Source organism: Mycobacterium sp. IDUB_3, assembly GCF_055419585.1.
Genome location: NZ_JBVAXZ010000001.1, coordinates 617,737 through 631,209, shown reverse-complemented (window position 1 = coordinate 631,209; position 13,473 = coordinate 617,737). Strand labels below are relative to the sequence as shown.

13 protein-coding genes are annotated in these 13,473 nt (G+C 66.5%); 9 read left to right on the top strand and 4 right to left on the bottom strand.

Annotation, left to right across the window (positions count from 1 at the left end; all coding sequences use genetic code 11):
* Window positions 1-2: 2 nt before the first annotated feature.
* Window positions 3-824 carry a hypothetical protein gene (locus ACZYVJ_RS02685; RefSeq protein ID WP_463829601.1) on the bottom strand — a complete coding sequence of 274 codons (822 nt, stop codon included), beginning with the start codon at window positions 822-824 and terminating at the stop codon, window positions 3-5.
* Window positions 825-989: 165 nt separating this feature from the next.
* On the opposite strand from ACZYVJ_RS02685, the gene ACZYVJ_RS02680 reads away from it, so the two are divergent.
* From ACZYVJ_RS02680 to katG, 3 genes are all read left to right on the top strand, one after another.
* Window positions 990-2,276, top strand: a complete 1,287-nt coding sequence (locus tag ACZYVJ_RS02680; protein ID WP_463829600.1) for a L,D-transpeptidase — start codon at window positions 990-992, stop codon at window positions 2,274-2,276.
* 95 nt (window positions 2,277-2,371) lie between these two features.
* A complete protein-coding gene (locus tag ACZYVJ_RS02675; protein WP_463829599.1) occupies window positions 2,372-2,812 on the top strand; it encodes a Fur family transcriptional regulator in 441 nt (146 codons plus the stop codon).
* 49 nt (window positions 2,813-2,861) lie between these two features.
* A complete protein-coding gene (gene katG / locus ACZYVJ_RS02670; RefSeq protein ID WP_463829598.1) occupies window positions 2,862-5,102 on the top strand; it encodes a catalase/peroxidase HPI in 2,241 nt (746 codons plus the stop codon).
* 71 nt (window positions 5,103-5,173) lie between these two features.
* Here katG and ACZYVJ_RS02665 read toward each other — a convergent pair whose 3' ends face one another.
* Window positions 5,174-5,983: a DUF1906 domain-containing protein gene (locus tag ACZYVJ_RS02665; protein ID WP_463829597.1), complete on the bottom strand. Its 810-nt coding sequence runs from the start codon at window positions 5,981-5,983 to the stop codon at window positions 5,174-5,176.
* Between the two features lie 321 nt (window positions 5,984-6,304).
* Here ACZYVJ_RS02665 and ACZYVJ_RS02660 point away from each other — a divergent pair, with 321 nt between their 5' ends.
* The 3 genes from ACZYVJ_RS02660 to ACZYVJ_RS02650 are packed head-to-tail and all read left to right on the top strand — an operon-like array spanning window position 6,305 to window position 9,370.
* Complete coding sequence (locus ACZYVJ_RS02660; protein WP_463829596.1) at window positions 6,305-7,555, top strand: glycosyltransferase family 4 protein; 1,251 nt, start codon at window positions 6,305-6,307, stop codon at window positions 7,553-7,555.
* Window positions 7,549-8,307, top strand: coding sequence for a class I SAM-dependent methyltransferase (locus ACZYVJ_RS02655; protein ID WP_463829595.1), 759 nt, complete (start codon window positions 7,549-7,551; stop codon window positions 8,305-8,307). The genes ACZYVJ_RS02660 and ACZYVJ_RS02655 overlap by 7 nt, the downstream gene beginning before the upstream one ends.
* The gene (locus ACZYVJ_RS02650) at window positions 8,294-9,370 is read left to right on the top strand and encodes a prenyltransferase (RefSeq protein WP_463829594.1); all 1,077 of its coding nucleotides are present in this window, start codon (window positions 8,294-8,296) and stop codon (window positions 9,368-9,370) included. Before ACZYVJ_RS02655 ends, ACZYVJ_RS02650 begins: the two co-directional genes overlap by 14 nt.
* A gap of 4 nt (window positions 9,371-9,374) precedes the next feature.
* Here ACZYVJ_RS02650 and ACZYVJ_RS02645 read toward each other — a convergent pair whose 3' ends face one another.
* Window positions 9,375-10,037 (bottom strand): class I SAM-dependent methyltransferase, encoded by a 663-nt coding sequence (locus tag ACZYVJ_RS02645; RefSeq protein ID WP_463829593.1) that lies wholly within the window; start codon window positions 10,035-10,037, stop codon window positions 9,375-9,377.
* 134 nt (window positions 10,038-10,171) lie between these two features.
* On the opposite strand from ACZYVJ_RS02645, the gene ACZYVJ_RS02640 reads away from it, so the two are divergent.
* Window positions 10,172-10,855 carry a cutinase family protein gene (locus ACZYVJ_RS02640; protein WP_463832802.1) on the top strand — a complete coding sequence of 228 codons (684 nt, stop codon included), beginning with the start codon at window positions 10,172-10,174 and terminating at the stop codon, window positions 10,853-10,855.
* A gap of 257 nt (window positions 10,856-11,112) precedes the next feature.
* Complete coding sequence (locus ACZYVJ_RS02635; RefSeq protein WP_463829592.1) at window positions 11,113-11,754, top strand: carboxymuconolactone decarboxylase family protein; 642 nt, start codon at window positions 11,113-11,115, stop codon at window positions 11,752-11,754.
* A 404-nt stretch (window positions 11,755-12,158) separates the two neighbouring features.
* Here the strand turns inward: ACZYVJ_RS02635 and ACZYVJ_RS02630 are convergent, their stop codons facing one another.
* Window positions 12,159-12,365, bottom strand: a complete 207-nt coding sequence (locus ACZYVJ_RS02630; protein ID WP_155764318.1) for a hypothetical protein — start codon at window positions 12,363-12,365, stop codon at window positions 12,159-12,161.
* A 259-nt stretch (window positions 12,366-12,624) separates the two neighbouring features.
* Between ACZYVJ_RS02630 and ACZYVJ_RS02625 the strand changes: the two genes are divergently transcribed.
* On the top strand, window positions 12,625-13,473 hold the full coding sequence (locus tag ACZYVJ_RS02625) for a glycoside hydrolase family 16 protein (protein ID WP_463829591.1): 849 nt from the start codon (window positions 12,625-12,627) through the stop codon (window positions 13,471-13,473).

The window sequence follows — 13,473 nt, the reverse complement described above, 5'->3', positions numbered from 1 at the left end:
GCTCACGCCCGCTTCAATCGGGCTTTTGCCTCCTTCACAGCGTCCGCGGCGGTTCGGCCGGCTTCCCTTGCCTTGTCGTAGTCCTTTTCGGCGGCGCTGAGTTCCCGCTCGGCCTCCCGCAGTGCCCGGGCCGCATCGTCACGGCGCTGCCGGGCGGCATCGCGTTGGGCCTGCCGGCGGTCCACCAGGTCGTCGGCCTGGGTCTTGGCGCGCTCCGCGGTGGCGACGGCAGCGCTCAGCTTCTCGCGCCGTCGGCCCTGCGCCTTTTCGTCCGCCGACCGCTTGGCGGGCTGCTTCCGCGCCTGGGCGCGCCGCGGCTTCGCCGGTCCGCCGGATGTATCCGTCGATTCCGGCACCGCATCGCCGAAGGCGCCGAAACCCGACCACTGCTCGGGCCGGGTCAGCCTGCCCAGCCGCGCACAGATCTGCGGGTCGGCGATGGCGGCCTGCAGCGTGCTGGTCAGGTCTTCGCGCACGGCCGCCGACCGTTGCTCGAGGCTGGCCTCGCCGAGTGCCTTGCGGGTGAGTTCGTCGATGAGTTTGCGTTGTTCGGCCGTCAGGTCCCGGATGCGGGCGCCATCCATCGCCGCGTGCGCGGCGCGCAACCGCTCCCCAAGGTCTGCCAGCCGCTGCCGGGTATCGGCGTGCCGCAGCGCCAACCGGTTGACGATCCAGGCAGGCGTCGTCGGCTTGCTGGCGGCGGAAATCCGTTTCGCGGCCGCGGTATCGCCGCGCTGCTTGGCCGCGGCGGCCAATCTGGCGCGCTCCGCGGTGAACTCCTTCGGCGGCGCCTCATAGAGGCTGTCGAGTTCCTCATCGGCCATGAGGCCATGATCTCTCGCGGACGGCCGGTGCGGCCTTGAGTGACGAAGCCCAACTGCGCGACGGTTTAAAAACCGCACGTCGCGGGATACCTCATCTACAACATCGACATCGCCGGGCAGAAGTTCGCGGCCTGCGCGCAACAGAAAGCAGGGTTCGGCAGCTTCATGATGTCCAAGAACAGTGATCAGCTCGTCGGCCGGATCACGCGGGTCAGACGCCCCCGCAGACTCTTGATTGCGGTGTGCGTGATCGTCGCCGCCGTCGCCGCGATATACCTTGCATCGACGTCACATTGCCCCGGCGGCCGCTGTGGTCAAAGCGGCGCCCCCGCGAAAACCGCTGGGCCGGCCCAGATAACGATTACCCCCGGCCCCGACACCCATGACGTCGACCCGGTTGCCCCGGTCACGGTCAAAGCCGAGAACGGGACCCTGACGGGTGTCGACATGGTCAACGAGAGCGGCAAACCGGTCGAGGGCGTCATGACCCCGGACAACACGGTGTGGAAGCCCACCGTCCCGCTGGGCTACGGGCGCACCTACACGCTGACGGTCACCAGCAGCGGTGTCAGTGGCGTTGCGGCCAAGCAGGTTTCGTCGTTCTCCACGCTGAAGCCGTCCAACCAGACCAAGGTGTCGTTCACCACCACATCGGAGACCGCGCTGCACGACGGCGGCACCTACGGCGTCGGGACGGTGATCGTGGCGCACTTCGACGAGAACATCACCGATCGCGCCACCGCCGAGCGGCAACTGTCGGTGACCACCACCCCGAAAGTCGAGGGTTCCTGGTACTGGGTCGACGGCCAGAACGCGCACTGGCGGCCGCAGCACTACTACGCACCGGGCACGAACGTCACGGCCGAGGCGAAGATCTACGGAATAGCCTTGGGCGACGGCCTGTTCGGGCAAGACGACACCAAGGTGTCCTTCCGCGTCGGCGACGCGCACGTATCGATCGCCGACGACGCGACCCACCAGGTCAGCGTCTTCAGCAACGGAAACCTCCAGCGCACGATGCCCACAAGCATGGGAATGGGCGGCACCGAAGACGTCGGCGGCAGGACCATCTCGCTCTGGACCCCGCCCGGTGTCTACACCGTCCTGGACAAGGGCAATCCGGTCATCATGGACTCCTCGACCTTCGGCCTGCCCAAGAACTCGCGGCTCGGCTACCGGGAGACCATCAATTGGGCCACCAAGATCAGCTCGGACGGCATCTATCTGCACGAGCTCGACGCGACGGTCTGGGCCCAGGGGCACCGCGACACCTCGCACGGCTGCCTGAACCTCAATGCCGACAACGCGAAATGGTTCTTCGACTTTTCGGTACCCGGGGACGTGGTCGAGGTCCGCAACAGCGGCGGGCCTCCGCTGACGCTGGCGCAAAACGGCGACTGGACGCTCAGCTGGGACGAGTGGCGCAAAGGCAGCGCGCTGAAGCCGACCTGACCTCCGCATGATCCAGCTCATTCGTCACGCACCGTTGTGCCTCACTTCACAATAAAGTCTTGACTCGTTCCAATTAAGTGCGTCATATTGGTGGCGTGTCATCGACGGCCGATTACGCGGACAGGTTGCGGATGGCCGATCTGCGGGTGACCCGGCCCAGGGTTGCCGTGCTGGAAGTCGTGGACGCCAATCCGCACGCCGACACCGAGACGATCTTCTCGGCGGTCCGCATCGGCCTGCCCGATGTCTCGCGCCAAGCCGTCTACGACGTGCTCAATGCGCTGACCACCGTCGGTCTGGTGCGGCGCATCCAGCCACTGGGCATGGTCGCGCGCTATGAATCGCGCGTCGGCGACAACCACCACCACGTCGTCTGCCGGTCCTGCGGGATCATCGCCGACATCGACTGCGCCGTCGGCGACGCTCCCTGCCTCACGCCCTCCGACGACGACAACGTTCTTGATGGCTTCGTCCTCGACGAGGCCGAGGTCATCTACTGGGGCCTGTGCGCCGATTGCTCGACGACAGGTTCCTAGATCACAGCCGTGATCGCAGTCCGTTTCACCCACCCTCGAAAGGAATGCTGTGTCATCTGATACATCCGCCAGCCGCCCACCCCAACCTGACGCAGGGTCGGCTAGCACCAGCGAAAGCGAAAACCCAGCAATCCCTTCGCCGCAGCCGAAGTCGAATGCTCCACGGACCAACCAGGACTGGTGGCCCAACCAGGTCGACGTGTCGCGGCTGCACCCGCACGTCGCCCAGTCCAACCCGCTCGGTGAGGATTTCGACTACGCCGAGGAGTTCGCCAAGCTCGACGTCGATGCGCTCAAGGCCGACATGGTCACGCTGTTGACGACCTCGCAGGACTGGTGGCCCGCCGACTACGGTCACTACGGCGGCCTGTTCATCCGGATGAGCTGGCACGCCGCGGGCACCTACCGCATCTATGACGGCCGCGGTGGTGGCGGCCAGGGCATGCAGCGCTTCGCCCCGCTCAACAGCTGGCCCGACAACGCCAGCCTGGACAAGGCGCGCAGGCTGCTGTGGCCGCTGAAGAAGAAGTACGGCAACAAGATCTCCTGGGCTGACCTGCTGCTCTTCGCCGGAAACACGGCCCTGGAATCGATGGGATTCAAGACGTTCGGCTTCGCCTTCGGCCGCGAAGACGTCTGGGAGCCCGAGGAGATCCTGTTCGGTGAAGAAGAGGAATGGCTGGGCACCGACAAGCGCTACTCGGGCAAGCGCGATCTCGCGCAGCCCTACGGCGCCACCACCATGGGCCTGATCTACGTGAATCCCGAAGGGCCCGAAGGCAAGCCGGACCCGGTCGCGGCCGCGATCGACATCCGCGAGACCTTCGGCCGGATGGCGATGAACGACGAGGAGACCGCCGCGCTGATCGTCGGCGGCCACAGCTTCGGCAAGACCCACGGTGCCGGTGACGCCGACCTGGTCGGCCCCGAGCCGGAGGCCGCCCCGATCGAACAGCAGGGGCTCGGCTGGAAGAGCTCGTTCGGGAGCGGCGTGGGCAAGGACGCCATCACCAGCGGCCTGGAGGTCGTCTGGACGCCAACGCCGACCAAGTGGGACAACTCCTTCCTGGAGACGCTGTACGGCTACGAGTGGGAGCTCACCAAGAGCCCCGCCGGCGCCTGGCAGTTCACCGCCAAGGACGGCGCCGGCGCGGGAACCATCCCCGACCCGTTCGGTGGGCCGGGGCGCGCTCCGACGATGCTGGTCACCGACATCTCGTTGCGGGAAAGCCCGATCTACCGCGACATCACCCGGCGCTGGCTGGACCACCCCGAGGAGCTGGCCGACGCCTTCGCCAAGGCGTGGTACAAGCTGCTGCACCGCGACATGGGACCGGTCACCCGCTTCCTGGGGCCGTGGATTCCCGAACCACAGCTGTGGCAGGACCCGGTGCCGGCCGTCGACCACGCGCTCGTCGACGACAAGGATGTTGCGGACCTGAAGAGCAAGGTGCTCGCATCGGGTCTCTCCGTGCCCCAGCTGGTCAAGACCGCCTGGTCGGCCGCGATCAGCTACCGCAACACCGACAAGCGCGGTGGTCCCAACGGCGGGCGGCTTCGCCTCGAGCCGCAACGGAGCTGGGAGGTCAACGAGCCCTCCGAACTGGACAAGGTGCTGCCCGTGCTGGAGCGGATCCAGCAGGACTTCAACGCCTCGGCCTCCGGCGGCAAGAAGATCTCGATTGCGGACCTGATCGTGCTGGCCGGTTCCGCGGCGGTCGAGAAGGCGGCCAAGGACGCCGGTTACGAGATCTCGGTGCACTTCGCCCCCGGGCGCACCGACGCCTCGCAAGAGACCACCGACGTGGAGGCCGCCGCCGTGCTCGAACCGCGGGCCGACGGGTTCCGCAACTACGCGCGGCCGGGCGAGAAGGCCCCGCTCGAGCAGCTTCTGATGGACCGCGCGTACCTACTCGGTGTGACCGGTCCGGAGCTCACGGTGCTCGTCGGCGGGTTGCGTGCGCTGGGCGCCAACCATGGCGGCAGCAAGCACGGCGTGTTCACCGACCGGCCGGGGGCGTTGACGAACGACTTCTTCGTCAACCTGCTTGACATGGGCACCGAGTGGAAGGCGTCGGAGACCGCGGAGAACGTCTACGAAGGCCACGACCGGGCCTCCGGCGCGCTCAAGTGGACCGCGACCCCGAATGACCTTGTCTTCGGCTCGAACTCGGTGCTGCGCGGATTGGCCGAGGTCTACGCCCAGGACGACGCCCACGGCAAGTTCGTGGAGGACTTCGTGGCGGCGTGGGTCAAGGTCATGAACAACGACCGGTTCGACCTCAAGTAAGAAAGGGTCTTGATCAAAAGCGGCACCCCGCGAGCCACGAGCTCGCGGGGTGCCGTTCTTTCGCGTGCGGGTCAGCGATCGAGATCCCACTGCCCGAAGTCGGCGGCGAGGACATCGTCGACATCGACGTTGATGCCGCCCAGCAGCGGCCCCGGATTTCCGGGGCTGTTGACGACCGTCTGGTAGAGGACCGCGGCGGGTTGGCGATCGCCGTGCGACCAAGACCTCGTCTGCCACACCCATTGGTGTCCCGCGCTGGTGGACGGACCGATGACGCCGTCCCTGATCGCCCATCCACACACCTGGGCGTCTCCGTAGATGCCGGTGCGGCCCACGCCCAACACCGAGTTGATCCCGCGAAACCATTGGACCGCCGCGCTATTCCAAGCGTTGGCGTCGATGTCGTCGTCCACGCTGAAGAAGATGGGTGCCGAGTTCGGGCCTCCCGCCGCGGAGTGCAACTGCATGGCCGTGTGGGCGTCGGCCACGCCGCCGTCATAGCCCCGGGTGAGATCCGACGGGTCGGGCCAGCCGGGCTTGCCGTACTGGAAGTTGCTTACGATGTGCAGCCCCGCCGCGCGCAGGGCGTCGGCGTAGTCCCGGGTCAGCGGTTTGGCCTCGAAGTTGGCGCCCGGCCGCGACTGCGACACGTAATTCACCACGCCGTCGTAGCCGGCCGACTTGATCTCGTCGGGAGCGATCCGGCGCTCGGCGAAATCGATCAGCCTCATGCCGGCCGCCGACGCCTTCGGCGCCTCGGCGCCCGCGCCCAGGCTTAGCAGGGCCGGCGCCATGGCATAGGCGCCGGCGTATTTGAAGAGGTCGCGCCTCGAAGGCGATCGCTGGTCGCCGCGTCCGCCCGGTCCGGCCGAATCCCGCACCGCGCGATGGTAACAAAAAGCAGCCGCCTTTTTCGGCCGATCTTCGCCGGTCCGCGCAGGTCACCTCCGGGGGGCGGGTGGCCGGAACCGACCGGTCGGAAAGAGGGCCGACATCGGCCAGTGGCATGATCTTTGCGTGTCGGACATCCTGGGGGCCACCTATGCGCGGGATGGCGGATCTCCGGCTCGTTGCGCTCGATTAGGTGATCGAACTATAGTCTGGACACATGTCCAGTTTGCTGTCACGGAGTTCGGGAGCCCGTTGACCGCGATGGATTCGGCGCCATTCCGCGGTCATTTTCCAGCAAAGAAGAGTTGAGTATGCGAATTGCCCTGCTGTCCTACCGTAGTAAGACCCATTGCGGCGGACAGGGCGTCTACGTGCGCCATCTCAGCCACGGTCTGGTGGAACTCGGTCACGACGTCGAGGTGTTTTCCGGACAGCCGTATCCCGACCTGCTCGACCCGCGGGTCCGACTCACCGAGGTGCCCAGCCTCGATCTCTATCGGGAACCCGACCCCTTCCGGGTGCCGCGGCCGAGCGAGATTCGCGACTCCATCGACCTCTTGGAATTGCTCACCACGTGGACCGCTGGCTTTCCCGAACCGCGAACGTTCACGATGCGGGCCGCGCGGTTACTTGCCCAGCGGACAGCCGATTTCGACGTAGTCCACGACAACCAGAGTCTGGGCACCGGACTGCTCAGCATCGCCGGGGTGGGACTTCCCGTGGTGGCCACCGTGCACCACCCGATCACCCGCGATCGGGTGCTGGATCTGGCCGCCGCGCGATGGTGGCGAAAGCCGTTGGTGCGCCGCTGGTATGGGTTCTTGGACATGCAGCAAGAGGTCGCCCGGCACATCCCCGACCTCCTGACCGTCTCGTCGTCGTCGGCCTCGGACATCATCGCCGACTTCGGTGTGGCACCGGAGCAGCTTCACGTCGTGCCGCTGGGCGTGAACACCGAACTGTTCAAACCTGGATCCGGCCCCCGCGAGCCCGGCCGCATCATCGCGATCGCCAGCGCCGACACCCCGCTCAAAGGTGTGCGCACCCTGCTGCAGGCGGTCGCGCGGCTGCGCACCGTCCGGGATCTCGAGTTGCGGTTGGTCGCCAAGGTGGAGCCCAATGGCCCGACCCACAAGCTCATCGCCGAACTCGGGATCTCCGACATCGTGCACATCACCAGCGGGCTGTCCGACGCCGAGCTGGCCGCCCTGTTCGCGTCCGCGGAGGTCGCCTGCATCCCCTCGCTCTACGAAGGGTTTTCGCTGCCCGCGGTGGAAGCCATGGCCAGCGGCACCCCGATTGTCGCGAGCCGGGTCGGCGCGCTGCCGGAAGTCCTTGGGACGGACGGTGCTTGCGCCGAGCTGGTGCCGCCCGCAGACGTGGATGCGCTGACGCGCGCACTCGGTGAACTCCTGGACTCCCCCGAAAAGCGCCGCGGCCTCGGCAAGGCGGGACGCACCCGTGCCGTCAACGTCTTCAGCTGGGAAGCGGTGGCCGCTCAAACCGTTCGGGTCTACGAGCGGGCGATCGCACGCAACGCGCAGAGCGGAGCGCCATGCTGACAGTCGATTTCGACCGGCTGGGCATCGGGCCGTCGACCAAGGTCATCGACGTGGGATGCGGAGCCGGTCGGCACGCGTTTGAAGCGTATCGGCGAGGCGCGGACGTCGTAGCGTTCGACCGCGACGAAGCCGAACTGCGTTCGGTGGACAGCATTCTGCGCGCGATGGCCGAAACCGGCGAGGCGCCCGCCGGCGCGTCGGCGAAGGTGGTCGCCGGCGACGCGCTCAAGCTGCCCTACGCCGACCAGACGTTCGACTGCGTCATCGCGTCGGAGATCCTGGAGCACATCCCCCACGACGACGCGGCGATCGCCGAGCTGATCAGGGTGCTCAAAGCCGGTGGCACGCTGGCGGTCAGCGTGCCGCGGTGGCTGCCCGAGCAGGTGTGCTGGTGGCTGTCCGACGAGTACCACGCCAACGAGGGTGGTCACGTACGCATCTACCGGGCCAGCGAATTGCGCGGCAAGATCTCCGGCGGCGGGCTGGAATTGACCCACACCCATCATGCCCACGCGCTTCACTCCCCCTTCTGGTGGCTCAAATGCGCTGTGGGCGTGCAGAACACCGACCACCGCGCGGTGACCGCCTACCACAAGCTGCTGGTGTGGGACCTGATGCAGCGGCCGAAGATCACCCAGCTGGCGGAGTCGCTGCTCAATCCGCTGGTGGGCAAGAGCGTAGCGATGTATTTCGTCAAACCGCATGAGGCGAAAAGCCAAGCAACTGAGGGATATTCAGTTGCATCGGTCTAACCCGCCCGCAGTTCCGGGGGTCCTGACTCCTGAACAATGCCGACAGACCGCGCGTTCCATAACCGCCGCACAGGAATCATCGGGTGCCATCCCCTGGTTCGAGGGCGGCCATACCGATCCGTGGGATCACATCGAGTGCGCGATGGCGCTCACCACCGCCGGTCTGCTGGAGCCGGCTCGGGCCGCCTTCGACTGGTGTCGCCGCACCCAGCGCCCCGATGGCTCGTGGCCCCTCCAGTTCCGCGCGGGTGTCATCGAAGACGCCAACAGCGACAGCAACTTCTGCGCCTATATCGGCGCCGGCGTGTGGCATCACGTACTGGTCACCGGCGACGAGAGGTTCGCGGCGCAGATGTGGCCGGTGGTGCACAGAGCGATCGACTTCGTCATCGACATGCAATTCGGCTACGGCGAGATCGGTTGGGCGCGAAGCCAAGCCGGCGTGTTGCCCGAAGCCCTGCTGACCGGGTGCTCGAGCATCTTCCACAGCATCCGCTGCGCGCTCGCCCTGGCCGCCTTGGTCGGGGATCCGCAGCCGGAGTGGGAGTTGGCGCTGGGCCGGCTGGGTCACGCCATCTCCGCGCACCCGGAGGCGTTCACCGAAAAAGACCGCTACTCGATGGACTGGTATTACCCGATCCTCGGTAGCGCCCTGCGGGGTCCGGCAGCGGCCGCCCGCATCAAACAGCGTTGGGATGCCTTCGTGGTCGACGGCCTGGGCATCCGGTGTGTCGGCGATCGTCCGTGGGTGACCGGTGCCGAAACCTGCGAGCTGGTGATGGCTCTGGACGCCATCGGGCAGCACGCAGACGCTCACCGGCAGTTCGCCGCGATGCAGCATCTGCGCGAAGGCGACGGATCATATTGGACGGGACTGGTTTTCGCGGACGGCAAGCGGTGGCCCGAGGAGCGCACCACGTGGACCGGTGCGGCGATGATCCTGGCTGCGGACGCCCTGTCCAACACCACCGCCGGGGCGGGAATCTTCCGCGGCGACGAGCTGCCGGTGGGCCTACAGACCGACTTCGATTGCGAATGCGTCGTCACGGGTCCGGGCCGATAGCCCGCTAGAGCTGCTCCCCGGGCTCGCCACCGACACGTTCGAGCAGCCGCAGCGATCCGGTGGCCGAGACCTCCCGGAAATGTCCGGAATCGAGTGCGCGACAGTAGATGTAATACGGTGGCCGCCCGCCGTCCTTCGGGTCGGGGAACACGTCGTGGATGATCAGCGCCCCACCGGTGTCGACCCATTTGGCCCAGCCGTCGAAGTCCTGGTTCGCGGCGGCTTCGCTGTGGCCGCCGTCGATGAACAGGAACCGCAGCGGTGCGCGCCAGCCCCGCGCCACCACCGGTGACTTGCCGACGATCGCGACGACGTGTTCGTCCAACCTGGCCGTATCGAGCGCACGGCGAAACGTCGGCAGCGTGTCGAACAGGCCCGTGACCTCGTCCACCATCGACGCGTCGTGATACTCCCACCCGGCCTGGTGTTCCTCAGAACCGTGATGGTGGTCGACCGTGTAGACCACGCCGCCGGTCTGTTGCGCCGCCGCACCCAGCAACAGGGTGGATTTGCCGCAGTACGTTCCGATCTCGACGCCGATGCCGCCGCCGAGGTACCGCAGCGCGGCGTCGTACAGCGCGCGGCCCTCGTCGGCCGGCATGAAACCTTGCACCTGTTCGGCCAGCGCGAACAGGCGCTCGGGCGCGTGCGCGTCGACGTGACTCATCAGCTGAACCTATCGTCTCGATCGGGACCGCCGACGCCGTGGTCGTTGTTCGCGCTGAGCGATCATTTGCGACCTGTATCCCGGCTGGCCAGCGGGCGGAGGGGGGTTCGCTTTACCATCATCTCGTGCGCGTCTTGCTTATCCGCAAATTTGCTGGTGTTGGCCTTGCCGGGGTCGTGGCCGCGGTCGCCCTGATTTTGTCCGCAGCGGTGCTTCCGCCCGGGACCCCGGGGGCGGCGCCGCCGGCCGGGGCCGCGAACTGCCCGCCGGTGCAGATCGTGTTCGCCCGGGGCCGTAACGAATCACCCGGGCCGGGCGTGCTGGGTAACGCCTTCATCAGTAACGTTCGCAGCAAGGTGAACAGGACCGTCGGCGCATACGCCGTGCAGTACCCGGCCGACACCGAGGTCGCCCAGGGCGCCAACGACATGAGCCACCACATCCAGGACATGGTCAACAACTGCCCCGACACCCGGCTGGTGCTGGGCGGCTACTCACTGGGCGCCGCGGTCACCGACGTCGTGCTGGCGGCGCCGATCGGCGCGTTCGGTTTCGACAGCCCGCTCCCGCCGGGCGTCGATCAGCACATCGCCGCCGTCGCCTTGTTCGGCAACGGAAGCCAATGGGTGGGTCCGATCACCAACTTCAACCCGACCTATAACGACCGGACCATCGAGTTGTGCCACGGCGCCGATCCCATCTGCAACCCGGCCGATCCGAACACCTGGAAGGAAAACTGGCCACAGCATCTCGCCGGTGCCTACATCGACGCGGGCATGGCCAACCAGGCCGCCGACTTCGTCGCCGGCAAGCTCTGACCGGCTTCGGCGCCGGACCTCTCTCCCGGCTAACAGGCAAGGCTCAATCAGCTAGCGCATGCGCTGCCGGATTTGCGCGTCGGTCATGGGTCACGAGTGCGTACCGGCATGGCCGATGAGGATGCGGGCCGGCCGGTTGCCCAAAGGCTTCCCGCTGGCTGAGCCGCCGTGAACTGCGTTGCGGCAGACGCAGAACCTAGGATCGAAAGCAATCTGCGGTAACGCCAGATCCGTGCCGCCAGCTGAGAGGAGACGCGATGCCGCGTCTTGATCCGATCCCGCGGGGAGAAGTCAGCGACGAATTCACGCTGAAGATGTACGACTTCATGTTCGGCGATCGTGATCCGGTCGCCGAGCCGGGCGCCGTCGGCGGCACTCCTGGCAATTGGTGGACGGTGATGGCGCAATCCCCCGCGGCGCTGCGCCATGCGGTGCGCGGCTTCCGCCTCTACCGCGAAGAGGTCTCCATCCCGGCCGATCACCGCGAGTTGGGCCAGATCCGGGCAGGCTGGGTCGTCGGCAGCCAGTTTGTCTTCTCCCAACACTGCAAGGCCTGCCGTTCGGCGGGGCTGTCCGAGGAAAAGATCGCGGCCATACCGTCCTGGCAGACCGCCGAGTGTTTCGATCAGACAGAGCGGCTGTTGCTGGCGTATGCGGATTGCCTTGCGGGACAGCATGGCCGAGTGCCAGAGCGGTTGTTCACTCAGTTGCGTGAGGTATTCACCGACACCGAGATCCTCGAATTCACTTACACCACGACCATGTATGTGATGCACGCGATCATGTCTCGGGCACTGCGGCTGGAGTTCGACGACGTCGACGACCCGATCGTCGAGGTTGACGATCCGGCGGGCGGTGGTGTGCTCGATATCGGCGCCGCGACCTCCGGGCATGACTGACGTGACGCGTTAAGCAGTTTCTCGACGGCATTGAATGGGCGCGGCCTCCTCGTGCCGCGCCCACGGGCCTGCGTGGCCGAGGATCAGCGCGGCTCCGGTCTCGCCGACGGCGGTGCGCAACGGAAACGTCCCCCCGAAAATGATCGACCGCGTGGAGCGCAAACGCGGCCGCGAAGGCGACCATTCCTCCGGTTAGCGAATGGTGCGTCGGCACCGCACCCCAGTTGGACATTGGCGGCTCCCCAGCAATGGCTACTACGCACGGTAGTAGCGCTGGGAACGCCGGTAATTACCTCAGCTAGAACTTGAGAGCACCGGCCGACGCGGCCGGCTTAACTGTTTGCTCCGAGGCCTAATTTTAACGACCGAGACGCGAACGAGATCACGCCAATTCGGTGATGAATTCAGGCGGGCGTGTTGCCGCTGGAGTACAGCTTGAAGTTGCGGACCATCGGAACCACCGGGTTACCAGCAGCTGCGGCGCGCTGGCGGGCGCGGAACGACGGATGGCGGCGCATTGCTTCATTGCGTTCGCGTTCGCGGCGTTGCGCGGCGGCCCATGCCGGATGGGACTGAAGGAAAATAACCGTGCCTTCTTGTGTATTCGCCACGATCGTCACTCCTCTCAGTACCACCCGCAAAAGCTACAACACTGTGGTTATCGGATCGTGATTCCAGAATGCCCGTCGAATCCTGAGACCAAACCACCGGTGAAGGTGAGAATTGGCCGTGAATTCGCGAAACGTAATCCGTTGCCACCTCTGTGCTGTCGTCCGTGCTGGTACGACCGCGATCAGAACCATAGCGACGGGCACCGACAGAATTCCCGTTTGAGCCTCAGGCACCGTTGCCTGCTAGGGTCCATTGCTTATGCCGGAGATCGATCGCCGCCGCATGATTTTGACAACCGGGATCGGCGTGCTGGCAGCCACGCTGCCGGGCCCGACAGCCTGGGCCCACCCGCCCCGGCAGGACGAACGTGCCGGTCGGGTGCCGCCGCCCGCGGCGCCCAGCGGCCAGTCCGGGAGCTACATCTTCTCGGACGAGTTCGACGGCCCGGCGGGCTCCGCCCCGGATGCGTCGAAGTGGGCGATCGCGAAAGCCCGCGAGACGATCAAGGACCCGACCTATTGGGAGCTGCCCGAGCACATCGGGCAGTACCGCGACGATCGCCGCAACGTGTTCGTCGACGGCAATTCCAACCTGGTGCTGCGCGCCGCCAAGGATGGCCCCACGTACTACAGCGGCAAGGTGCAGAGCCTGTGGCGCGGCGGCGTCGGCCACATCTGGGAAGCCCGGATCAAACTGAACTGCCTGACCCCGGGTGCCTGGCCCGCGTATTGGCTCGGCAATGACGATCAGGGCGAGATCGACGTCATGGAGTGGTACGGCAACGGCAAATGGCCCGCGGCCACCACCGTGCACGCCGAGGCCAACGGCGGCGAATGGAAGACGCACAACATCGCGGTGGACAGCGCCTGGCACACCTGGCGCACGCAGTGGGACGAGGCGGGCATCCGGTTCTGGAAGGACTACACCGAAGGCGCTGCGCCCTACTTCGACGTGCCGGCGAGCTCGCTGCCGGACTGGCCGTTCAACGGGGCGGGCTACACGGTCTATCCGGTGTTCAACCTGGCGGTGGCCGGGTCGGGTGGCGAAGACCCGGGCCCGGGCACCTATCCCGCCGACATGCTCATCGACTGGATACGCGTCTGGTAG